General features: G+C 67.1%; 19 protein-coding genes and 1 tRNA gene. 8 read left to right on the forward strand and 12 right to left on the reverse strand.

Going from position 1 to position 22488, the window contains the following annotated elements; genetic code table 11:
• Nucleotides 1–221: 221 nt before the first annotated feature.
• From A9X01_RS18310 to mfd, 8 genes are all read right to left on the reverse strand, one after another.
• Complete coding sequence (locus tag A9X01_RS18310) at nt 222–545, reverse strand: hypothetical protein (RefSeq protein WP_065120539.1); 324 nt, start codon at nt 543–545, stop codon at nt 222–224.
• Between the two features lie 233 nt (nt 546–778).
• Nucleotides 779–1732 (reverse strand): Ppx/GppA phosphatase family protein, encoded by a 954-nt coding sequence (locus A9X01_RS18315; RefSeq protein WP_172832555.1) that lies wholly within the window; start codon nt 1730–1732, stop codon nt 779–781.
• Nucleotides 1723–2211 carry a DUF501 domain-containing protein gene (locus A9X01_RS18320; protein WP_065122116.1) on the reverse strand — a complete coding sequence of 163 codons (489 nt, stop codon included), beginning with the start codon at nt 2209–2211 and terminating at the stop codon, nt 1723–1725. The genes A9X01_RS18315 and A9X01_RS18320 overlap by 10 nt, the downstream gene beginning before the upstream one ends.
• Nucleotides 2204–2902 carry an FtsB family cell division protein gene (locus tag A9X01_RS18325; RefSeq protein WP_065122117.1) on the reverse strand — a complete coding sequence of 233 codons (699 nt, stop codon included), beginning with the start codon at nt 2900–2902 and terminating at the stop codon, nt 2204–2206. Before A9X01_RS18325 ends, A9X01_RS18320 begins: the two co-directional genes overlap by 8 nt.
• 5 nt (nt 2903–2907) lie before the next feature.
• Entirely contained in the window at nt 2908–4197 is a 1290-nt protein-coding gene (eno, locus tag A9X01_RS18330; RefSeq protein ID WP_065122118.1) for a phosphopyruvate hydratase, read from the reverse strand.
• A 76-nt stretch (nt 4198–4273) separates the two neighbouring features.
• Nucleotides 4274–5005 (reverse strand): lytic transglycosylase domain-containing protein, encoded by a 732-nt coding sequence (locus tag A9X01_RS18335; RefSeq protein ID WP_065122119.1) that lies wholly within the window; start codon nt 5003–5005, stop codon nt 4274–4276.
• Nucleotides 5006–5201: 196 nt separating this feature from the next.
• The gene (locus tag A9X01_RS18340; RefSeq protein WP_065122120.1) at nt 5202–6296 is read right to left on the reverse strand and encodes a nucleoside triphosphate pyrophosphohydrolase; all 1095 of its coding nucleotides are present in this window, start codon (nt 6294–6296) and stop codon (nt 5202–5204) included.
• The gene (gene mfd, locus A9X01_RS18345; RefSeq protein WP_065122121.1) at nt 6293–9955 is read right to left on the reverse strand and encodes a transcription-repair coupling factor; all 3663 of its coding nucleotides are present in this window, start codon (nt 9953–9955) and stop codon (nt 6293–6295) included. Before mfd ends, A9X01_RS18340 begins: the two co-directional genes overlap by 4 nt.
• Before the next feature lie 129 nt (nt 9956–10084).
• Between mfd and lysA the strand changes: the two genes are divergently transcribed.
• A complete protein-coding gene (lysA, locus tag A9X01_RS18350; protein WP_065122122.1) occupies nt 10085–11425 on the forward strand; it encodes a diaminopimelate decarboxylase in 1341 nt (446 codons plus the stop codon).
• A gap of 13 nt (nt 11426–11438) precedes the next feature.
• Here the strand turns inward: lysA and A9X01_RS18355 are convergent, their stop codons facing one another.
• Both A9X01_RS18355 and A9X01_RS18360 read right to left on the reverse strand, forming a co-directional pair.
• Complete coding sequence (locus A9X01_RS18355; RefSeq protein WP_065122123.1) at nt 11439–11699, reverse strand: hypothetical protein; 261 nt, start codon at nt 11697–11699, stop codon at nt 11439–11441.
• Between the two features lie 62 nt (nt 11700–11761).
• Nucleotides 11762–12355, reverse strand: a complete 594-nt coding sequence (locus A9X01_RS18360; protein ID WP_065034813.1) for a TetR/AcrR family transcriptional regulator — start codon at nt 12353–12355, stop codon at nt 11762–11764.
• Between the two features lie 149 nt (nt 12356–12504).
• Here A9X01_RS18360 and A9X01_RS18365 point away from each other — a divergent pair.
• The 5 genes from A9X01_RS18365 to A9X01_RS18385 all read left to right on the forward strand — a co-directional run bounded on the left by A9X01_RS18365 (nt 12505) and on the right by A9X01_RS18385 (nt 16225).
• Nucleotides 12505–12576: transfer RNA gene (locus A9X01_RS18365), tRNA-Gln, on the forward strand.
• A gap of 107 nt (nt 12577–12683) precedes the next feature.
• A complete protein-coding gene (gene glmU / locus A9X01_RS18370; RefSeq protein ID WP_065122124.1) occupies nt 12684–14156 on the forward strand; it encodes a bifunctional UDP-N-acetylglucosamine diphosphorylase/glucosamine-1-phosphate N-acetyltransferase GlmU in 1473 nt (490 codons plus the stop codon).
• A gap of 87 nt (nt 14157–14243) precedes the next feature.
• On the forward strand, nt 14244–15224 hold the full coding sequence (locus tag A9X01_RS18375; RefSeq protein ID WP_036364126.1) for a ribose-phosphate diphosphokinase: 981 nt from the start codon (nt 14244–14246) through the stop codon (nt 15222–15224).
• Nucleotides 15225–15572 carry an arsenate reductase (glutaredoxin) gene (gene arsC, locus A9X01_RS18380; protein ID WP_065122125.1) on the forward strand — a complete coding sequence of 116 codons (348 nt, stop codon included), beginning with the start codon at nt 15225–15227 and terminating at the stop codon, nt 15570–15572.
• Nucleotides 15569–16225: an LpqN/LpqT family lipoprotein gene (locus A9X01_RS18385; protein WP_065122126.1), complete on the forward strand. Its 657-nt coding sequence runs from the start codon at nt 15569–15571 to the stop codon at nt 16223–16225. The genes arsC and A9X01_RS18385 overlap by 4 nt, the downstream gene beginning before the upstream one ends.
• A gap of 77 nt (nt 16226–16302) precedes the next feature.
• Here the strand turns inward: A9X01_RS18385 and A9X01_RS18390 are convergent, their stop codons facing one another.
• Entirely contained in the window at nt 16303–16746 is a 444-nt protein-coding gene (locus A9X01_RS18390) for a nitroreductase family deazaflavin-dependent oxidoreductase (protein WP_065122127.1), read from the reverse strand.
• Between the two features lie 10 nt (nt 16747–16756).
• Nucleotides 16757–20041, reverse strand: coding sequence for a LuxR family transcriptional regulator (locus A9X01_RS18395; RefSeq protein WP_065122150.1), 3285 nt, complete (start codon nt 20039–20041; stop codon nt 16757–16759).
• A 152-nt stretch (nt 20042–20193) separates the two neighbouring features.
• Here A9X01_RS18395 and A9X01_RS18400 point away from each other — a divergent pair, with 152 nt between their 5' ends.
• A complete protein-coding gene (locus tag A9X01_RS18400; protein WP_065122128.1) occupies nt 20194–21417 on the forward strand; it encodes a cytochrome P450 in 1224 nt (407 codons plus the stop codon).
• A gap of 21 nt (nt 21418–21438) precedes the next feature.
• A complete protein-coding gene (locus A9X01_RS18405; RefSeq protein ID WP_065122129.1) occupies nt 21439–22308 on the forward strand; it encodes an oxidoreductase in 870 nt (289 codons plus the stop codon).
• The last annotated feature ends 180 nt before the right edge of the window (nt 22309–22488 follow it).

Here is a 22488-nt window from a genome sequence, read left to right on the forward strand (position 1 = left end):
GCATGAGCGGGGTGCGGTGCGCGCCGTCTCTCAGGAGGATGTGCGTCGTTGCCCGGCTTGCAGCGACATTGTCGGTGCCGGAGACCGGCGACGGCAACCCACCGCCACCGCAACCGCAGCCGCGCGCCTGCCACCACGTCCTCACATCCAACCCGCCGAACGCCCACCTCCTCCACGGTCTCCCCGGAGCATGTGCGTCGCTGCCCGGCTTGGAGCGACAATCAGTCGAACCATTGCAGCGGATCTTCGCGTCCACTCGCAGCCCTCGACTTCGCACGCAATGCCAGAACTCGCTGGTGCATTCGGTGTTCAGTGCCGCGGGGAAACTCCAACGCTGCATACTTGCCACGCCTGATGCGGTCAACCCGGCCCCTTCCCATCTCCCAACGCAGCGCATCAGAAATGGCCTTCGAGGCCCGACCGTTGACGGTGAAGCCATGCCACTTGAGGGCGGCGATGAGTTCCGGAATAGTCGCGGGCCCGTGCAACACCAACTGGTAGGTAAGCACATAGCGAAGCTCGGTTCCTCGTAGCAGCACGCTCATGCGTTGAACGTCGCATTCGCGTCCACATCCCGCCAGTCACCACAATTCGGCTGTGGATCGTGCACACCGACAATGTCGCTACAAGCCGGGCAACGACGCACATCCTCCTGAGAGACCTTGGCGAAGACCGGCGGCCACACGGGTGTGACACGCTGAGCGCCCACAACCGCATCCACCGACAATGTCGCTACAAGCCGGGCAACGACGCACATCCTCCTGAAGGCGGAGAAAGGCTAGCCTGCGATCGACAGCACAATCCCGTCCAAGATGTCGTGTTCGCTGACGGTCAATTCCGCGATCCCCGCCCGCGTATACAGCTCATTCGCCAACTCTTGCACCACGATCGCGCCTCCGCCGATCACGTCGACACGCCCTTCGTGCATCGGCCCCAGCGCCGCCCGTTCCGATCGCGGCATACCGATCAACCGCTCACACACCGCCAGCAATGACTCGCGCCCCACGCGTGAAAGATGTATCGCCGCAGAGTCATACACCGCCATGCCGTGGGCCAAGGCCGACAACGTAGTCATCGTCCCGGCGACACCGACCCAGCACCGGGCCCCCTCCACCGGCACCGCACGCAACGCCACGGCGAGCCGCTCACGGACCACCGCCCGGGCCGCCGCCACCTCCTCCGGCTTGGGCGGGTCGGAGTGCAAGCAACGCTCGGTCAGGCGGACGCAACCAATATCGGCCGAATAACTCGCCACCACTTCATCCGCCGCCTTGCCGACCACGATCTCCGTCGACCCGCCCCCCAGGTCAACAACCACGAAAGGCGCGTCCGCGCTGTCCAATTCGCCAACCGCGCCGGCGAACGACAGCTCAGCCTCCTCCGCACCCGTGATCACCTCGGCGACCGCGCCGGGAATCACCGCCCCCAACACTTCGGCCGTCATCGCAAAAAACACATCCCGGTTCCCGGCGTCCCGAGTGGCCGACGTCGCGACCATCCGCACCCGCGAAACCCCATGCACCCGCAGCAGCTCCGCGTAATCGACCAGCGCCGCCCGCGTGCGCGCAATCGCCTCAGGCGCAAACGAGCCGGTCGCATCCACCCCCTGCCCCAGCCGCACGATCCGCATCTCGCGATGGACGTCCCGCAACCGTCCGTCAACACAGTCCGCGATCAACAACCGAATCGAGTTGGTACCGCAGTCGATTCCGGCCAGCCGCGTCATTTCCACTGTCCCGCAATCAAAGCCGCCGCTCCCGGCTCGGCGGCCAACAACGCAACCGCCTCGTCACCCAACGGATTGACCCCGGGCCCCTTGGCCAGCGAATGCGCAATCAACACATGCAGACACTTGACCCGGTCCGGCATGCCGCCACCGGAAAACGTCGTCCCCAACGGGTCAATCGCGTCCCGCTCGGCCAGATAAGACTCGTGGGCACGCCGATACGCCGCCGCCAACGACGGATCGGCCCCCAAGCGCGCGGTCATCTCGCGCATCAGACCGGTGGTTTCCAATCGACTCGCGGCGGCCGTCAACACCGGATGCGTCAGGTAGTACAACGTCGGAAACGGTGTTCCGTCAGGCAGTTTCGGCGCGGTCTTCACCACACCCGGCGAACCGTCTGGACATCGGTAGGCGATTTCCAGCACCCCGCGCGGCTCACGGCCGAGCTGACGCGCCACCACCTCCAAGTCTGCACGATCAACCACCGGGAGCCGTAGGGTTCGGGGGTTCCTGCCCGGGTTCGGGCGGCGCAACGACCGGCGGCGACGGCGGCAGGTGCGGCGTGTCGGCAATGGTGTGCCACAACGAGGTGTACCACGGTTCGTTCTTGGGGTGCCCGCCAACCTCCTCCCCCGGCTGCACGGGCACCGCCGCGCCCGGCGGAAGCTGCACTTGGAACGGAATGTCACCAGGCTTGACGAAACCGAGCCGCTCTCGCGCCTGCGCGGCAATGTACGCCGGGTCGGCCAGCTGACCTTTGCGTTGCTCCAATTCCTTGATCTGGCCGCGCAGCGCGGCCTCGGTCGCCGACAGTTGTGCCATCTCGGTGCGCTGGGCGAAATACGTGCGCACCGGACCGGCGATGGTCAGCGTCAGCACACACACCACCGTGGCCAGGATCGCCGCCCGCCGCGCAGTGAAGCCCAACCGCTGATCTGACCGCTGCTCAACGGATTCGGTGAATGATCGCCTGATCGGTTCGACGACATGTTCCTGCGTGCGGCCCGCGTGGCGACTCTCGTCGGGCGCGGTCTGCGCGGGCTTGGACTGCGGCCGCGACAGCGGCTTGGCAACCGGCTTCGCCGAGCCCGAAGAACGACGCCCCCGACCCGAATCACCGGGCTTCCCCGGCCGGGAAGCCGGGGATCGGCGTTTCGGATCGGACTTGGCGGCCAAACTACCTACTTCGGATCCAACGCGAACCGCGGAAACGCAAGATCGCCCGCGTACCGGGCCGCATCGCCCAGTGCCTCTTCGATGCGCAGCAGCTGGTTGTACTTGGCCACGCGTTCGCTGCGCGCCGGGGCACCGGTCTTGATCTGCCCGCTGCCAACGGCCACCGCCAAATCGGCGATCGTGGTGTCCTCGGTCTCACCACTGCGGTGGCTCATCATGGTGCGGTATCCACTGTGGTGGGCAAGCGCCACCGCGTCGAGAGTCTCGGTCAGCGTCCCGATCTGATTCACCTTGACCAGCAACGCATTTGCCACCCCGCGCTCGATACCTTCCTCAAGGCGTTCGGGATTGGTGACAAACAGATCATCGCCGACGATCTGCACCCGCTCGCCGATACCCGCCGTCAACACGGCCCAGCCGTCCCAATCGTCCTCGGACAGTGGGTCTTCGATGGACACCAGCGGGTAGGACGCGAGCAGGCGGGCGTAGAAGTCGGCCATCTCCTCTGCGGTGCGGGTCGAACCCTCGAAGCGGTATCCGGTGCCGTCCTCGTAGAACTCGGTCGCGGCGACGTCGAGGGCCAGCGCGATGTCGGCGCCGGGCCGCAACCCCGCCGCCTCGATCGCGCTGGTGATCAGGTCCAGCGCGGCGGTGGTGCCGGCCACGTCCGGGGCGAAACCTCCCTCATCGCCCAGTCCGGTGGACAGGCCCTCCTTTTTGAGCACCTTCTTCAGCGCGTGATAAACCTCGGCACCCCACCGCAACGACTCGGCGAAACTCGGCGCGCCGATCGGCGCCACCATGAACTCCTGGACGTCGACGCCGGTATCGGCGTGCGCGCCGCCGTTGAGGATGTTGAGCATCGGCACCGGCAGGATGTGCGCGTTCGGTCCACCCAGGTACCGAAACAGGGGCAGAGCGGCACTGTCCGCGGCCGCTTTGGCGACGGCCAGTGAGACGCCGAGGATGGCGTTGGCGCCCAGCCGCGACTTGTCCGGCGTGCCGTCCAGGTCGACCAGCGCCTGGTCAACCAGCCGCTGGTCGTCAGCGTTGAGGCCGATGACCGCCGGGCCGATCTCGTCGAGCACCGCCTGAACGGCCTTCTTCACCCCTTTGCCGCCGTACCGGTCGCCGCCGTCGCGCAACTCGACCGCTTCGTGCTCGCCGGTCGACGCGCCGGACGGCACCGCGGCGCGGGCAAACGTCCCATCGATCAGGGCGACCTCGACCTCGACGGTCGGGTTACCGCGGGAATCAAGGATCTCGCGGGCTCCGACCTGCTCGATAATCGGCACTGGGTTCTCCTTTGTCTCCTGGCTGAAAGACCCCCGGCAGCCTCAGCCTAAAGCCTCGGTTACCCCGACCATCCTTCTACAGCGGGTGACCCGCCGCGTAGGCGGTCGCCCAGTCCCGGACCGCCCGCGCATAGACCCCGGAGTTGTTATAGGCCCGCAGCGCGGTAATCCAGCCCCGGGGCGTCGCGAGATCCTTTCCACGCCAGCATAAATAGCCCGCGGCCGACAGGGCGGCATCGTCGATGTTGTCTGGGCTTGCGACGCCGTCGTTGTTGGCGTCGACCCCATACAACCGCCAAGTCTCGGAGATGAACTGCATCGGCCCCATCGCGCGCTCCACCCCATCGTCTCCGTCGAGGACCCCGGCGTCGGTGTCCACAATCCGCAGGGTGTCGCCGCTGCCGTCAAGCCGAACGCCCCGGATGGGGGGCCGTACGTCCCCGTTGGGGGCGATGGTCGCGCCCCGGTAGGTGCCGTTATGACTTTCCACCTGGCCGATGCCCGCAAGCGTCGTCCACGCGATATGACACTTCGGGTTCTCGACCTCGGCGACGCGAGCGGCGTACGCGTACGCCTCCAACGCGATGACCGGCATTTCCAGTGCCGGAGCGCGCTGCTCAGCCCATTCCCGCAGCTGGTCCGCAGGCCGCCCGCTGGCGTTCGTGTCGATCGGAGGCACCGGATCCCCCGCCGGGGGCGGCACGCCCTCGGGGATAAAAAGGCTGAGCTGCCAGGTGCAACTTGACGCCAACAGCATCGCGGTCGCCCCTATCACGGCGACCGCGCGCAACCAGCGTCTCGGCGACACAAACTCTCCCTGTTGGTCTCCCCATGCGGCCGCTTGTCCTTTTCAGCCTCAGCCATCGTCCCATGGGTTTGTCGGCTGCCCCCGCGAGTTCGCCGTCCAGCACACAGATTTGTGCTGGATTGCAGCCATTCGGTGATTCCTCAGCAGCGTGTTTGTGAAAACCGTCTGAGTCACCGCAAACATCGACAAGCGGCCCTCAGCGGCGCCCTTTGCGCTTTTTGGGCCGGGACTCCTTGACGGACGTGGACGCCGCGAGGGGTTCCTCCTCGGCGGGCTTGAGGGTGGGCTCGACCCCGGGCTCGACCCCGGGCTCGACGACGACCTCGACGGCGGGCGTCGAAGGCTCCTCGGCCACTTCACCGAGCGGCCAATGCGCGCGCCACTCGTCCTCGGTGACGAAGCCGAGCGGGCTCATGTCGAGTTCCTCGGCGACACTGTCGCCGCGCCGGGCCGCCGCAATCGCCTTCTCCACATCGCGAACCGTGTCGACAAAGTCCAAAACCGCTGCCCGTAAGGTGTTTTCCGCATCAACCTCGGCCGACAAGGTGATCGTGGTGAGCTCCTCGGGGATCAGCTCGGCGGGCAGACCGGCCTGAACGACGCGATGAATCACCTTCTGCGCCAACGCCAATGCCGGCTGACCGGTGTGCACGCCGTCCAGCACCGAACCCCGGGGTTTCTCGGCGGCTTTGCGCTCCTCCCACTGCGCCAGCTGGTCCTGCAGTGAAATAGATTCCCCCGCAAGCACTCCCGGCACCCGATTGCCGAGCTTGCGCATCAGCGTGTCGGCGACGTCGTCGATGGTGAACGGCAGCAGCGCCGCATCCTCGGCGATGCGCGCGTGAAACAGCACCTGCAACAGCAGATCACCGAGTTCTTCGCGCAGCTGCTCCACATTGCCGCTGTGCACGGCGTCCAGCAGCTCGTAGGTCTCCTCCAGCAGATACCGGCGCAGCGAGTCGTGGGTCTGTTCGCTCTCCCACGGTCCCGCGGTACGCAGCTTGTCCATCATCGCGACCGCGTCGACCAGACGTTCACCGCGCTGGCCGGCGGGCGCCGAGATCAGCCGCGCACCGGCGGCGAGCCGGGCGGTGACGGCGGGGTGGTTGGGGTCCGAGGACAACAGCACCGGCGCGTCCGCGCCGGTGTGCGCCGGGTGCGCGTCGGGCAGCGACCACGGCACCGCGATCGGCATCTCCTCGGTGTACTGCACTTCGCCACTCAACAGCTCGATGGCTTCGACCGGCACCAGCGAGGGGCGGCGGGGGTCGACCAGGACGACAGTCGTCATCGCGCTTGCCGCTCCTTACTCGCCTTACTCGACGTGACGGGCTCGGGGTTCGTTATACCAATATCTTGCTGCGGGATGCCCGCGAGCGCAGTCACCAAATCCGCCACCATCTGCAGCAACTCCACGTCACGCAGCCGAGCGGCGCCCACGCCGCCGGTTCGCGGGATGGGAACCTGCACGGTCGACGTCGTCGCGCGGTAGCGCCCGCCCGGATACATCCGGGCCAGCCGCACCTGCGCGGAATCCGGCAGGTTCAACGGCGAAAGCCGCACCGTGGCCGCCGACGGGGCGCTGACCTCGGTGATCCCCGACGCCCGGCACAGCAACCGCAGCCGCGCCACCGCCACCAGGCGCTGGGCCGGCTCGGGCGGCGGGCCGTACCGGTCGGTCAACTCCTCGATGACGGCGTTGACACCGGCGTCGTCGGTCGCCGACGCCAGACGCCGGTAGGCCTCCAGCCGGAGCCGGTCGCTGGCGATGTAATCGGGCGGCAGATGGGCATCGACGGGCAGGTCGATGCGCACGTCCTTGGGCTCTTCGGCGGTGGTCACCGTCTTGCCGTCGGCGGCGGCCCGGTATGCCTCGACGGCCTCGCCGACCAGCCGCACGTACAGGTCGAACCCAACGCCGGCGACGTGCCCGGACTGCTCGACGCCCAGCACGTTCCCGGCGCCGCGGATCTCCAGGTCCTTCAGCGCGACGGCCATGCCCGCGCCCAGCTCGTTGTTCTGCGCGATGGTCGCCAGCCGGTCATACGCCGTCTCGGTCAGCGGCGCGTCCGGCGGGTACAGGAAGTAGGCGTATCCACGCTCGCGGCTGCGACCCACCCGACCGCGCAGCTGGTGCAGCTGGGACAGGCCGAAGGTGTCGGCACGCTCGACGATCAGCGTGTTGGCATTGGAGATGTCCAGGCCGGTCTCGACGATCGTCGTGCAGACCAGGATGTCGAATTCGCGGTTCCAGAAGCCCTGCACGGTGCGCTCCAGCCGCTCCTCGGGCATCTGCCCGTGCGCCACCACCACCCGCGCCTCGGGCACCAACTCCCGCACCCGAGCGGCGGCCCGGTCGATCGAGCTCACCCGGTTGTGCACGTAGAAGGCCTGCCCGTCGCGCAGCAATTCCCGTCGCAACGCAGCCGCGATCTGCTTGTCCTCGTGCGGGCCGACGTAGGTCAACACCGGGTAGCGCTCTTCCGGTGGCGTCAGGATCGTCGACATCTCCCGGATCCCCGCCAGGCTCATCTCCAGCGTCCGCGGAATCGGGGTGGCGCTCATGGTCAGCACGTCGACGTGCGTGCGCAGCGACTTGATGTGCTCCTTGTGCTCGACACCGAACCGCTGCTCCTCGTCGACCACCACCAAACCGAGGTCTTTCCAGCGCACCCCGGTCTGTAGCAGCCGGTGGGTGCCGATCACGACGTCCACCGATCCGTCGGCCATGCCGTCGATCACCTTGCGGGATTCGGCGGGATCGGTGAAGCGGGACAGGCCCTTGACGGTGACCGGGAATCCGGCCATCCGGTCGGTGAAGGTCTGCAGATGCTGGTCGGCCAGCAGCGTGGTGGGCACCAGCACCGCGACCTGTTTGCCGTCCTGGACCGCCTTGAACGCCGCGCGCACCGCGATCTCGGTCTTGCCGTAGCCGACGTCACCGCAGATCACGCGGTCCATCGGGATCGGCTTTTCCATGTCGGACTTGACCTCGGTGATCGCGGTCAACTGGTCGACGGTCTCGGTGAAGCCGAACGCGTCCTCCATCTCGGCCTGCCATGGCGTGTCCGGCGCGAAGGCGTGACCGGGACTCGCCTGGCGCTTGGCATACAGCGCGACCAGTTCGCCGGCGATCTCCCGGACGGCGCGGCGCGCCTTGGTCTTGGTGTTCGCCCAGTCGCTGCCGCCCAGCTTGCTCAGCGCCGGTGCCTGCCCACCGACATACCGCGAGAGTTGGTCCAGCGAATCCATCGGGACATACAGCCGGTCGGCCTGCTGACCGCGCTTGCTGGACGCGTACTCGAGCACCAGATACTCGCGGCGGGCGCCACCGACGGTCCGTTCTACCATCTCCACGAACCGGCCGATGCCGTGCTGGTCGTGTACCACCAAATCACCGGCGGTCAGTGCCAGCGGGTCAACGGTGTTGCGGCGCTTGGCCGCCAGGCGCTTGCCCTCGACTGCGGTGGCCCGGCTGCCGGTCAGGTCGGCTTCGGTGATGACGACGAGGTTGGCGCCGGGGATGACCACCCCGTCGTGCAGCGGGCCCTTGAACACCCCGACGACGCCGGCTTTGGGTGCGGCACCGGAGTCCAGCATCGCGGCCGGGATGTCCGACTCGGCCAGCCGTTCGACCATCCGATGGGCGGTCCCGGTGCCGGGCGCGACCATGGCGGCATGCCCGCCGGTGGCCACGTGCGCGCGCAGCATCGCGAAGACGCCGTCGATGTCGTGTTGGTGTCCCCGCGCGGACGGCGCCGGGCGGATGTCCAGTTCGATGGCGGACTCGTCGGAAAGCTGACTCAAGGTCCACCACGGGTGGCCCGAAGCGCTCGCCGCGGCCTGCACGTCCTCGAGTTCGGTGAAGCCCGAACCGCCCAATTGCTCCACGTCGATCGGCGCGTCGGTGCCCAGCGCCGCCACCGACCAGGACGCCTCCAGAAATTCCCGGCCGGTCTTGATCAGGTCGGCGGCGCGGGTACGGACCTTTTCCGGGTCACACACAAGGACCGGGGTGCCGTCGGCCAGCTGGTCGGTCAGCAGGGCGTGGTCGTCCGGGCGTAGCACCGGGAGCAGCGCTTCCATCCCGTCGACCGGGATGCCCTCGGCCAGCTTGGCCAGCATGTCGATGATGCTGCCGGTGACCGTGTTCTCCGAACCGGGGTGTTGGCCACCCAACTCGGCCGCCCGCGCCCGGACGTCGTCGGTGAGCAGCAGTTCCCGGCACGCCACCGCGATCAGGTGGTCGACGTCGATCTCGGGGATCGAGCGCTGATCGGCCACCGAGAACATCCGCATCTCGGTGATCTCGTCGCCCCAGAATTCGATCCGGACCGGATGCTCGGCCGTCGGGGCGAAGACGTCCAGAATGCCGCCGCGCACGGCGAACTCACCGCGCCGCCCCACCATGTCCACCCGGGTGTAGGCCAGCTCGACGAGCCGGGTCGCGACATCCTCGAACGGCGTCTCATCGCCAACGGTCAGCGTCAGCGGTTCCTGCAGGCCGAGATCGGGCGCCATGGGTTGCAGCAGGGAACGCACCGCCGTCACCACGACCCGCAACGGGGGACCTAGGCGCGCATCGTCGGGATGCGCCAGCCGGCGCAGCACCATCATCCGGGTCCCGACGGTGTCGATGCCCGGCGAGAGCCGTTCGTGCGGCAGGGTCTCCCAGGACGGGAAGACGGCCACCGCATCGCCGTACACGCCGCGCAGCTCGGCGGTCAGGTCATCGGCCTCCCGACCGGTGGCGGTGACCACCAGCAGCGGACCCTGTTGTGTCAGTGCGCCGGCCACGAAAAGGCGCGCGCAGGCAGGTCCTACCAGCGCGAGTTTGTCGGGTCGATCGGAGGCACGCTCGATGAGCTGTTGGAAAGTTGGTGCGGTCAGCGCCAATTCGACGAGCCCCGCGATCGGGGTATCTGGGCACGCAGTCCCCGGTGCGGTCATGATGCCGCCATTCTAGGCGTCCGGCTCTGGCCTCCGATCGGGCAAGCACTGCGTCAAGATCGCGCTCACGGCCGTCAAGAGTTCGTCAGGATAGGGGTCAGCTGCGTCCTCGCGCCGCAGGTTGAAAGCATGACATTGCTTGACATGCTGCCCTCCATCGGCAAAGCCGCACCGCGACGCGTCGACCCGGCCATATGGCCTTTGACGATCGGTTGTGACGAAGCGGGCCGACTGTGCCTCGGTGAGGTACCGCTCACAGACGTCGCCGACGAGTTCGGCACCCCGACCTACGTCGTCGACGAATCCGACTTCCGACATCGCGCCCGCCGCTACCGCAAAGCGTTGCGCGGTGTCGAGGTCGTCTACGCCGCGAAGTCGCTGCTCACCACGGCTGTGGCCCGGTGGGTGCGGGAAGAGGGCCTGGGCATCGACGTCTGCTCTCCCGGCGAACTCGCCGTCGCCCTGGCCGGGGGTCTGGACCCGGCTCGCGTCATCATGCACGGCAACGCGAAGTCGCCCGACGAGCTGCGTGAGGCGGTCGCCGTCGGGGTCGGACGCATCGTGGTGGATTCGGACATCGAGATCGCCTACCTGGCCGGTCTGGCCCGTCGGCGCCAGCGTGTGCTCATCCGGGTGACTCCCGAGATCGACATCCACGGGCATCGTGCGGTCCCCACCGGCGTCAGCGATCAGAAATTCGGGTTCACCCTCGACCGCGGCCAGGCGGCCCGGGCGATCCAGCGGGTGCTGGCCCACCCGATCCTCGACCTGATCGGGTTGCACTGCCATATCGGCTCGCAGGTCACCGACGCGGCGCTGTACTGCGAAGCGATCCGCCGGATGATTGCCACGATGGCCGACGTGCGGGCCCGCCACGGCGTGATCCTCACCGAGCTCAACATCGGCGGCGGCCACGGCGTCCCCTACACCCGCGGTGACGGCGAGCTGAATCTCAACGAGTTGGCCGGGGTGATCGAGGACGCCCTGGACGAGGCCTGTGCCGCCGAGCGATTCCCCCGGCCCGTCGTGGTGGTCGAACCCGGCCGCGCGATCAGCGCCCGCGCCGGTGTCACGCTGTACCGGGTGTGTTCGGTGAAGACCCGCCCGGGCGGTCGCACTTTCGTCGCGGTCGACGGTGGCATGAGCGACAACCCGCGGGTGGCGCTGTATGGCGCGCAGTACACGGTCGCGCTGGCCAACCGGCACCCAGTGGTCAGCCGACAGCTCGTGACCGTCGCCGGCCGGCATTGCGAGGCCGGCGACGAGATCGCCCGCGACGTGGAGTTACCGACCGACGTGCGGCCCGGCGACCTGCTCGCCGTGGCGTGTACGGGTGCCTACCACCACAGCATGGCGTCGTCGTACAACCTGGTGGGCCGTCCGCCGGTGGTGGGTGTGGACCGCGGCCGGGTGCGCGAGCTGGTGCGGCGGGAGACGATCGCCGATCTGCTCGCCCGCGACCTGGGCTAGTGGCGATTACCGCTCACCAGGGCATGGTCGCCCACGAGTAGAACGCGCCGTTGCCGACGTCATGCACGCCGTAGGAGTCCCAGTAGTAGTCGTGGCAGACGCTGCCGTCCCACGGCACGGGACGCCCCGCCGGGTTGGGGTCGCCGGGACACCAGGTGGTGCAGGCTTGCAGCCGCGGGCAGTTGCCGGACTCGGCGTTGGCGGGGGCCGCCAGCAGCGACAGCGCGGCGCTGGCCGCCGCCACACCGAGGACGATGCGCGAGGGTCGGTTCATGTTCAGTCCTTTGCTGGTTGTTGCCGACGATCACACCTCGCTGCGGCGGCTACCGATCCCAATTACTCGCCCTGCAACTGCGGATCGGCCTCCAGGTGAGTCAAGCCGTTCCACATGAGGTTGACCAAATGCGCGGCCACCACTTCCTTCTTGGGCTCCCGCGCGTCGAGCCACCACTGCGCGGTCATCGACACTGAACCCACCAGCGCCTGGGCATACAGCGGGGCCAACTCCGGATCCAGACCGCGGCGGGCGAAGTCGCCGGCCAGGATGGACGCGACCTGGTTGACCGCGTCGTTGAGCAGGCTGGAGTAGGTGCCCGAGCTGATCGAGGCCGGGGAGTCGCGGATCATGATGCGGAACCCGTCGGTGCGTTCCTCGACGTAGGTGAGCAACGCCAGCGCGACCCGCTCGACCCGCACCCGGGACCGGTTGTTGGTCAGCGACGAGGTGATGCCGTCCAGCAACGCCGACATCTCCCGGTCGACCACCACGGCATAGAGGCCTTCTTTTCCGCCGAAGTGCTCGTAGACGACGGGTTTGGAGACGTTGGCGCGTTGCGCGATCTCCTCGATCGAGGTGCCGTCGTAGCCCCGTTCGGCGAACAGTGAGCGGGCGATCCCGATCAGCTGGTGCCGGCGCTCGCTGCCGGTCATCCGGGCGCGGGGCGTTCGTGCTTCCTTGTCCGGGCTTCTCTCCGGTGCGGCCACCTGATCAGGGTATCCAGGTGACCCACGCTCGGCTCCGGAATACCGGCCGGGTTCGATAAGGTTTCATCGGCGGCCCACGGGCCGCTGATCGACGATCCGTCGTGGTGTAATCGGCAGCACCTCTGATTTTGGTTCAGATAGTTCAGGTTCGAGTCCTGGCGACGGAGCTCCGCATTTTTGCGCTTTTTGCCGCGAGCGTGCACAAGATGCCACTCTTGACGGCGTGTCGGCGTGCAGGTACGCACGCTCGCAGGGCGAAACTTGAGGAGAGTTGATGACGTTTCGTGGTGACACCGCGGTCCTGGTCCTGGCGGCCGGGCCCGGCACCCGGATGCGGTCCGACACCCCGAAAGTGCTGCACACCCTGGGCGGTCGCAGCATGCTGTCGCACTCCCTGCACGCGATGACCAAACTCGCCCCGCAGCACCTGGTGGTGGTCCTCGGCCACGACCACGAGCGCATTTCACCGCTGGTCGCGGAGCTGGCCGACGACCTGGGGCGCACCATCGACGTCGCGCTGCAGGACCGGCCGCTGGGTACTGGCCATGCGGTGCTGTGCGGATTGTCGGCGCTGCCCGACGACTACGCCGGCATCGTCGTGGTCGCCGCGGGCGACACGCCCCTACTGGACGCCGACACGCTGGCCGACCTGATCGCCACCCACAGCTCGGCTCACCCAGCTGGCCGAGCGGCGGTGACCGTGTTGACCACCACGCTGGACGATCCGCACGGCTACGGCCGCATCCTGCGCACCCAGGACAACGAAGTGATGGCAATCGTGGAGCAGGCCGACGCGACGGCCTCCCAACGCGGGATCCGCGAGGTCAACACGGGCGTCTACGCCTTCGACATCGCCGCGCTGCGATCCGCGTTGGGCCGGCTCAGCGCCAACAACGCCCAACAGGAGCTGTACCTGACCGACGTCATCGCGATCGCGCGCCGGGACGGCCACACCGTCAGCGCCCTGCACGTCGACGACAGCGCACTGGTGGCGGGCGTCAACAACCGCGTGCAGCTCGCCGAATTGGGCGCCGAGCTCAACCGCCGGATCGTGGCCGCTCATCAACTGGCCGGCGTGACCGTAGTCGATCCGGCGACGACCTGGATCGACGTCGACGTGACGATCGGTCGCGACACCGTCATCCAGCCCGGCACTCAGCTGCTCGGCCGCACCCGGATCGGCGGACGCTGCGTCATCGGACCGGACACCACCCTGACCGACGTGAACGTGGGCGAGAACGCCACGGTGTGCCGGACCCACGGCACGTCGTCGACGATCGGCGACGGGGCCACCGTCGGCCCGTTCACCTTCCTGCGGCCCGGGACGGTGCTGGGCGGCGACGGCAAGCTGGGCGCGTTCGTCGAGACCAAGAACTCCACCATCGGCACCGGGACCAAGGTGCCGCACCTGACCTACGTCGGTGACGCCGACATCGGCGACCACACCAACATCGGCGCGTCCAGCGTGTTCGTCAACTACGACGGCGTCACCAAACGCCGCACCAGGATCGGCTCGCACGTGCGCACCGGATCGGACACCATGTTCGTGGCGCCGGTGAACATCGGCGACGGCGCGTACACGGGTGCCGGCACCGTGGTGCGCGAGGACGTCCCGCCCGGCGCGCTGGCGGTGTCGGCCGGTCCGCAACGCAACATCGAAGGTTGGGTGCAGCGCAAGCGAGCTGGCACGGCGGCCGCCGAAGCCGCGCAGCAGGCCCTCGAGTCGGAGTCAGATCAGACATCGTGAAGCAACTTCCCGGTAACCCGGGCGCAGCACCAGGCACTTCGCTACGTACGATGGTGCCTTCATTTCAGATCCCGAGAGGGCAGCCCGGTGAGTCACGACTGGACCGATAACCGCAAAAATCTGATGCTCTTCAGCGGCCGCGCCCACCCGGAGCTGGCCGAGCAGGTCGCCAAGGAACTCGATGTCCATGTGACCGCGCAGACGGCGCGTGAGTTCGCCAACGGCGAGATCTTCGTGCGCTTCCAGGAATCGGTGCGCGGATGCGACGCGTTCGTCCTGCAATCGGCCCCGGCGCCGGTGAACCGGTGGCTGATGGAACAGCTGATCATGATCGATGCGCTCAAGCGCGGCAGCGCCAAGCGGATCACCGCGGTCATGCCGTTCTACCCGTATGCGCGGCAGGACAAGAAGCACCGCGGCCGCGAGCCGATCTCGGCTCGCCTGGTGGCCGATCTGCTGAAGACCGCCGGCGCCGACCGGATCGTCACCGTGGACCTGCACACCGACCAGATCCAGGGCTTCTTCGACGGCCCCGTGGACCACATGCGCGGCCAGAACCTGCTGACCGGCTACATCAAGGACAACTATCCCGACAGCAACATGGTCGTGGTCTCCCCCGACTCCGGCCGGGTGCGTATCGCCGAGAAGTGGGCGGACTCCCTGGGCGGCGTCCCGCTGGCCTTCATCCACAAGACTCGGGATCCGCGGGTGCCCAACCAGGTGGTGTCCAACCGTGTGGTCGGTGAGGTGCAGGGCCGCACCTGCGTGCTGATCGACGACATGATCGACACCGGTGGCACTATCGCCGGCGCGGTGAAGCTGCTGCACGACGACGGCGCCAAGGACGTGATCATCGCGGCCACGCACGGCGTGCTCTCCGACCCAGCGGCCGAGCGGCTGGCCGGCTGCGGTGCCCGTGAGGTGATCGTGACCAACACCCTGCCGATCGGCGAGGAGAAGCGGTTCCCTCAGCTGACCGTCCTGTCCATTGCGCCGTTACTGGCCAGCACAATCCGTGCGGTCTTCGAAAACGGCTCAGTCACAGGACTGTTCGACGGAGACGCATAGATGGGTGACCAGACCGTCATCTATCACAATCCCAAGTGCAGCACTTCTCGCAAGACGCTGGACTTGTTGCGGGACAGCGGTTTAGAGCCCACGGTGGTGCAGTACCTGAAGACACCGCCGTCCCGGGACGAGCTGGTGCGGATGATCGCCGACGCGGGCATCGAGGTGCGCGCCGCGGTCCGCAAGCGCGAATCGCTGTACGCGGAACTGAATCTGGCCGAGGCGAGCGACGACGAGCTGCTGGACGCGATGGCCGAGAATCCGATCCTGATCGAGCGGCCGTTCGTCGTCACCCCGAAGGGCACGCGGCTGGCCCGCCCGATCGACGCAGTCCGCGAGATTCTGTGACGCGGCGCGCCATTGCGGCCGCTGCCGGGGCTGTTGTGCTCGCTCTCGCGACGGTCGCCTGCGGCGGGCCGAAAGTTCCTGACTATCAGGCGATCTGGACAACCAGTGGCACAGCAACCAGCAGCACCCCGGCAACGTCGGAGCCGCCTGTCCCACTGTCGAAGTATCTGGAAGACCAGGGTGTCGCCGGTGACCCGGTAGACCCCGCCAGCCTGCCGGATTTGACGGTGTCGATGCCGACCCCACCGGGCTGGAAACGCCGCGGCGACCCGAACCCCGCATCCAAGGCGGTGATGATCTCCAAGGGAGACAACTATCCGGCGGCCATGCTGGTGGTATTCAAGCTGCGCGGAGAACTCAATACGGCCGAGGCGATCAAACACGCGAATACCGATCTGCCGGACAGCTTTCACCAGTTGGACGCTTCGACGGCGGACTTCAACGGGTTTCCGTCCTCGGTGGTGCAGGGGACCTATGAGCTGAAGGGTGCGCGGATGCGCAGCTGGAGCCGGGTGGTGCTGCCGACCGGTCGGCCGCCGGACAATCAGCGCTACCTGGTTCAGCTGATCATCACCAGCCTTGCCGACCAGGCCGTCTCGGAAAGCAACGATGTCGAGGCGATCATCCGGGGATTCGTCGTCGCCCAAAAGTAGCGTTCTTTGGGCGAGCAGACGCCAAAGCACCCAAAAACTGCGTTTTTGAGGTGCTTTCGCGTCTGCTCGCGGGGGGCTCAGGGCCTGGGCGTCAGCACGACCACTGGGATCGGCCGCGACGTCTTCTTTTGGTATTCCACATAGCGGTTGCTGTTGTTCGCGTTGACGACCTTCCACAGTCGCGCGTAGTCGAGGCTATCGGGTAGCACCGGGCGGGCGGTGACGGCCAAACGATTTGCACCAACACTGATTTCAATTTCGGGGTTGGCTTTCAGATTGTGATACCAGCCGGGCGCTTTGGGATGGCCGGCTTTCGATGCCACGACCAGATAGTCGTCACCGTCCTCGGCGTAGGTCAGCGTCGTTGTACGCGCCTGGCCTGTCTTGGCGCCAACCGTGTGCAGTAGCAGGTTGGGCGGCATGCCCGGTACCCGATGGCCGATCCGGCCATTGGTCGCCTGGTAGATCTTGTCGTGCAAGCTGAGGAATCTGAAGATGACGCGCTCGGTCAGGGATGTCATCGTCTCAGTGTTACTGACGAGCGGCTTCTTGGACCAGTTGGACCCGGGAAGTGATGCCCAGCTTGGCGTAGACGTGGGTCAGGTGCGTCTGAACGGTGCGCGGCGAGATGAACAGTCGCGCACCGATGTCTTTGTTGCTCAGCCCTTCTGCGGTCAGACGAACCACGTCCTGCTCCATCGGCGTCAAGGAACCCCAGCCGGTAGTCGGTCGTTTGCGCTCGCCGCGGCCGCGCTGGGCATACGCGATCGCTTCCTCAATGGAGAGCTCCGCCCCTGCTTGCCAAGCCTCATCAAAAGCATCTTCCTCCAACGCTTCTCGTGTCTCTGTAAGGACAGCTTGGTAGTCGGCCTCGTACATGGGATAGCGGACGTGGCCCAAACGTTGCCGAATGCCGGCGGCAGCACCCAACAATCGCGCCGCGTAGGGATGGTTGCTGTCGCCGGCCGCCAAACGAGCCAAGAGTTCCAGGGTGTCGGCGACCCGCATGAACGCACCGGTTCGGGAGGCGACGGCCAGCGCGTCGTGCGCGTCGCGCTCCGCCTGCTCCGGCTCACCCTGCGCGAGGGCGACGAACCCGCGGATCGTCAGTGTCACAAACCGATACCAGCCCGGCACCACCGCAACGACGCCGTCTGCACAAGAACGCGCGCCGGTCAGATCACCGCACGCCAACAATGCCTCGGCCATCGGCACGACGCTGCGGGTGAATACTTCGCGGGCGGGAACGGTATGCGGTAACGCTTCCTCGGCAGCTCGTCTGGCCGCCGCGCCGTCGCCGCCGGCTAGGGCGGCGTAGGCAAACGCCGCGTGCACGGTGTCACCCGCGATCCCACCCATCCGCTCGGCGGCCGCGAGCGCCGCTTGCGCGACGGCATGCGAGGCGTCCGCTTGGCCCCGAAACGCCAATGCCAGGCTGTGGCCGAGATGGCCGAAAAGAACCATGGTGACGTCGTCAGCCGCTTCGGCCTCTTCTGCCAATTCGCTGGCAACGCGAGTGCCAGCCGCGAGTTCACCCTGGAGCACCAATGCGATGGCCAGCCACGCCCGGTTACTGCGCGAAAAGAATCGATCGCCGAATTCGTCCGCCACATCACGCCCTTTCTCGGCGGCAGAGCGGGCTGCCATGGGTTCGCCGAAAAGCGCGTTGAAGGTCGCCCGGTGGCCGAAAACCTGGCACAAACGCCACCGGTCATTCGTCGAGGTGAACTCCTCCATCATCTCGTCCGCGTATTGCTGGGCCAAATCCGGGTTGTACAGGGCCAGGGTTGCGCAGGCTACGAGAGCGTGCACGATGAGCTCTCGCTCACCGAGCTGTCGCGCGATGGCTAACGCTTCTTGCGCTCGGCCCAGGTCCGTCGGCATCGCTACCCACGAGGCGAGGATGCTTTCCTGGGCCACGGCGCCGGCCCACACTGCAGGAGTGAGGTGCGATTCTTCGGTCAGAATGGCCGCCAACCCGGCCAGAGCCTCGAGAACCCGTCCGCCCCAGAGCCATAACGGCAGCAAGGAGACGATCATCCGCAGGGCAACCTCGAAGTCGGAGTTCTCCTGGCTCCAGGCGAACGCCGCGCGAAGGTTCTCGATCTCGGTTTGCGCCCAGCGCAGCAACTCCTCGTCCGCCGCCGGGCCACGCGAGTGCAACTCGGTGGCCCTATCCGCGTAGTAGTCCCGATGGCGGGTGCGTACCTCGCCCGCTTCCCCGGACTCCCCCAGCTTTTCCTGCGCGTATTGGCGCACCGTCTCCAATAACCGGTAGCGCATGCCGTCATCAGTGCCCGTTTCCGACGCGACCACCAATGACTTGTCCACCAAGAGGCTGAGTTGATCCATCAATTGGTAGCCCTCTACCTCGGTGCTGGTACCGACGGCTTGGGCAGCCTCGAAGTCGAACCCGCCGGCGAACACGGCGAGCCGGCGGAAAAGGACCCGCTCTGGCGCGGTGAGCAAAGCGTGTGACCAGTCCACCGAAGCCCGCAGCGTCTGCTGGCGACGCACCGCCGTCCGCGCACCACCGGTCAACAGCCGGAACCGGTCGTGCAGACTGTCCACGATCTGCTTGAGCGACAGCGCCCGAATGCGGGCTGCGGCAAGCTCAATCGCCAACGGCATACCGTCGAGCCGTTCGCAGATCTCGGCAAGCAGCGCCGTATTGCTTTCATCGACAACAAAATTCGGCCTGACTCGGCGGACACGATCCGCGAACAACTCGATTGCCTCGTCGGCAAGAGATAGCGATGGCACCCGCCAACTCAACTCGCCGGGCAACGCGAGCGACTCACGGCTGGTCGTCACAATCGTCAGGCGCGGGCACGCCCCGAGGAGCTCGACAACCATGGATCCGCATGCATCGAGCAGATGCTCACAGTTGTCCAGCACCAACAACATTCCCTTTGCGCCGATGAACCTCACCAGCGTCTCCAGGGTGGACAGCCCCGGTTGATCCGGCAGCCCCAACGTGCGTGCCGTCGTGACCGGCACAACCGCCGGATTGGTGATCGGCGCCAGGTCGACGTACCACACGCCATCGCTGAAGACATCTACCAGTCCCGCGGCCACCTCCACGGCAAGTCGCGTCTTGCCGGCACCGCCGGCACCGTTCAACGTGACCAGCCGGTTGTCTTCGATCAACCGTCGTAGCTCTGCCATCTCCTGCTGTCGCCCAACAAAACTCGTCAGTTGAACCGGCAGGTTGTGTGACGCCGCCGCGGTGCTTACCCGCAGCGGCGGGAATTCATTGCGCAGCTCCGGATGACACAGCTGCAGCACCCGCTCCGGACGCGGCACGCCTTTCAGCGGATAACTACCCAAGTCCGTCAACCACACGTCCGTGGGCAACCGATCGGCCACCAAGGCTTCCGTAACTGCCGACAACACCGTCTGCCCACCATGCGCAAGATCCCGGATGCGCGCCGCCCGATTGATCGTCGGACCCGCGTAGTTGCCCTCGTCACGCAACTGAATCTCACCGGTATGCAACCCAATCCGGATCCGGATCGGCCCCAACGATGCCCGCTGCAACGCCACCGCACATCCGAGCGCGTCAGAGGCTCGCGCGAACGCAGCGACAAAGCTGTCGCCCTCCCCCTGCTCCACCGGACGTACCCCACCATGCACGGCGACGGCTTCGTCGACCGTCCGGTTCAGCAACGCCAGCGCCGCGGCCATCTGCTCGGGCTGCGTCTCCCACAACCGCGTCGAACCCTCGACGTCGGCCAACAACAGCGTGACCGTTCCGGTGGGTAGCAACTCAGTCAGGCTCCAGGTCAGCGGTGGCATCTCCACGTGTTGGCTCATGGTAACCAGCATCGAGCGCCGGAACAGCGAAAACATCCGCCAGAGCGCGCACATCAGCGACGGCGGACGGCGTGACGATTGCGCTATGCGCCGCACAGATCTACGCGCTGCGGCGGATGGTTTCGGCCCCAGATCGCCGGATAGTCGCTGGCATGACAAGCCAATCTGTTCTCGACGACGCACCGGTCCAGCTGCCCGAGATCGCCTACTACCACCTCACCGATCCCGAGGAGGCGCACCGCACCATTGCCGACGCCCGGGCGCAGTCTCCGATCGCGATGGGCCCCTATGGACTGGAGGTGCTGAGCTACGACCTGGTCCGCCAAGTGTTGCGGGACAACAGGTTTGTCACCGCGCACGGCCTTGGACTGGCACCGCGCGGGGTCACTTCAGGCCCACTGTGGAACAGGGCCGTCAGCAATATTCTGGCGATGGACGGGGGCGAGCATCATCGACTGCGTCGGCTGGTGTCGCGGGCGTTCTCGCCCCGCGCAGCGCAACGGCTGCGTGCCCTGACCGTCGAGGTCATCACCGGACTGGTCGAACCGTTCACCACTGCCGGGCGCTGCGATGTCGTAGCCGATATCGCCAAGGGATATCCCACGGCGATCATCTGCGCACTGCTAGGTGCGCCCGCCAAGGACTGGCGCCTGTTCTCCGACTGGACCGAGGACATCAAGAAGCTCTTCGAGCCCACGGTGGCCGACGACGCGCCGACCATCCTGGCCGCCTGGACCGAACTGGACGCTTACCTCGAGGACCTCATCGCCACGCGCCGGACGTCGCTGGGCGACGACCTGATCTCCGACCTCATCCGCGCCGAGGACGACGGCGACCGGCTCACCCACGCCGAACTGCTCATGCTGTGCGCAACCCTGCTCGGCGCGGGTACCGACACCACGCGCAACCAGCTCGCCGCGGCGGTGCAGGCGCTGGCCGCCCACCCCGAGCAGTGGGCGCTGCTGGCCCGACGTCCCGAGCTGACTCCCGATGCGGTCCACGAGCTGATGCGCTACCGCCCAATCATTTTCGGGGCGCTACGACAAGCCGCTGAGGACGTCGAACTCGGCGGGGTGCGCATCCCGGGAGGCACCTTCGTGGTGGCGAACACCGCGGCCGCCAATCGCGACCCCGACGCCTATGCGCACCCAGAACGGCTGGACATCACCCGGGCAGACCCGGCGGCGATCCTCAATTTCGGCGGCGGCGTGCACTACTGTCTCGGCGCACACCTGGCCCGGCTGGAACTCACGGAAGCCCTCCGCGTCATCACCGCTCGCATGCCGAATCCCAGGCTGACCGGCCCAGTCCCGTGGAAGGACATGAGCGGCATCACCGGACCTCTTGCCCTGCCGCTGTCGTTCGACCGCTCGTGATGCTGCCTACAGTGGGCAACCATGACCGACTGGACCGCAGCTGATCTACCGTCTTTCGCCGGGCGCACCGTCATCATCACCGGCGCAAACAGCGGGCTGGGCGCGATCACCGCCCGGGAGCTGGCCAGCCGCGGCGCCCAGATCATCATGGCCGTCCGCAATACCGAGAAGGGCAAGGCCGCGGCCGAGCAGATGAGCGGCTCCGTCGACATCCGGGAACTGGACCTGCAAAATCTCGCATCGGTGCGCCGATTCGCCGAAGGCGTGACCGCTGCCGACATTCTGATCAACAATGCCGGCATCATGGCCGCCCCGTACGCCCTGACCGTCGACGGATTCGAAAGCCAGATCGGCACCAACCACCTGGGCCACTTCGCGCTGACCAACCTGCTGCTACCCAAGCTCAGCGACCGCGTGGTGACCGTGTCATCCATGGCGCATTGGCCCGGCCGGATCGATCTGAACGACCTGAATTACCAGACGCGTCGGTATTCGCCGTGGCTGGCCTACTGCCAGTCCAAGCTGGCGAACCTGCTGTTCACCAGTGAGCTGCACCGCCGCCTGAGCGGAGCCGGTTCGCCGCTGCGTGCCCTGGCGGTCCACCCTGGCTTCTCGCACACCAACCTGCAGGGGGCCTCCGGACGCAAGCTCAGCGACGCGGTGGTGTCGTGGGGCACCGGCGTGATGGCCACCGACGCGGATTTCGGAGCCCGGCAGACGCTGTACGCCGCGTCGCAGGACCTGCCCGGCGACACCTTCGTCGGACCCAGGTTCGGGTACCTGGGACGCACGCAACCCGTCGGTCGTAGCCGTCGGGCGCGCGACCCGCACATGGCGAAATCGCTGTGGGAGCTGTCCGAGCGGCTGACCGACACCCATTTCCCGCTCTAGTACCCCCGCCGAGCAGAGGCGAAAGCCCCCGACACGCCGTGTCGGGAGGGGCTTTCGCGTCTGCTCGCGGGAGGCCGTCCCCACCTCCCGCAGGCGGCCGGCGATTTCCGCTGCGCCCCGCGGATGCGATACCCTGACCAGGCGTCACGGCGAGGGTGGCCGGCAAAATGCCAGCACACC

It is taken from the genome of Mycobacterium asiaticum (assembly GCF_001668675.1).
GTDB classification, from domain to species: Bacteria; Actinomycetota; Actinomycetes; order Mycobacteriales; family Mycobacteriaceae; genus Mycobacterium; species Mycobacterium asiaticum_D.

Bases quoted from the DNA above. Each gene is read 5' to 3' on its own strand.
- A9X01_RS18310 (WP_065120539.1), bottom strand. From the start codon at position 545: ATGAGCGTGCTGCTACGAGGAACCGAGCTTCGCTATGTGCTTACCTAC.
- A9X01_RS18340 (WP_065122120.1), bottom strand. From the start codon at position 6,296: ATGACGACTGTCGTCCTGGTCGACCCCCGCCGCCCCTCGCTGGTGCCG.
- mfd (WP_065122121.1), bottom strand. From the start codon at position 9,955: ATGACCGCACCGGGGACTGCGTGCCCAGATACCCCGATCGCGGGGCTC.
- lysA (WP_065122122.1), top strand. From the start codon at position 10,085: ATGACATTGCTTGACATGCTGCCCTCCATCGGCAAAGCCGCACCGCGA.
- A9X01_RS18355 (WP_065122123.1), bottom strand. From the start codon at position 11,699: ATGAACCGACCCTCGCGCATCGTCCTCGGTGTGGCGGCGGCCAGCGCC.
- A9X01_RS18360 (WP_065034813.1), bottom strand. From the start codon at position 12,355: ATGACCGGCAGCGAGCGCCGGCACCAGCTGATCGGGATCGCCCGCTCA.
- glmU (WP_065122124.1), top strand. From the start codon at position 12,684: ATGACGTTTCGTGGTGACACCGCGGTCCTGGTCCTGGCGGCCGGGCCC.
- arsC (WP_065122125.1), top strand. From the start codon at position 15,225: ATGGGTGACCAGACCGTCATCTATCACAATCCCAAGTGCAGCACTTCT.
- A9X01_RS18390 (WP_065122127.1), bottom strand. From the start codon at position 16,746: ATGACATCCCTGACCGAGCGCGTCATCTTCAGATTCCTCAGCTTGCAC.
- A9X01_RS18395 (WP_065122150.1), bottom strand. From the start codon at position 20,041: ATGAGCCAACACGTGGAGATGCCACCGCTGACCTGGAGCCTGACTGAG.
- A9X01_RS18400 (WP_065122128.1), top strand. From the start codon at position 20,194: ATGACAAGCCAATCTGTTCTCGACGACGCACCGGTCCAGCTGCCCGAG.
- A9X01_RS18405 (WP_065122129.1), top strand. From the start codon at position 21,439: ATGACCGACTGGACCGCAGCTGATCTACCGTCTTTCGCCGGGCGCACC.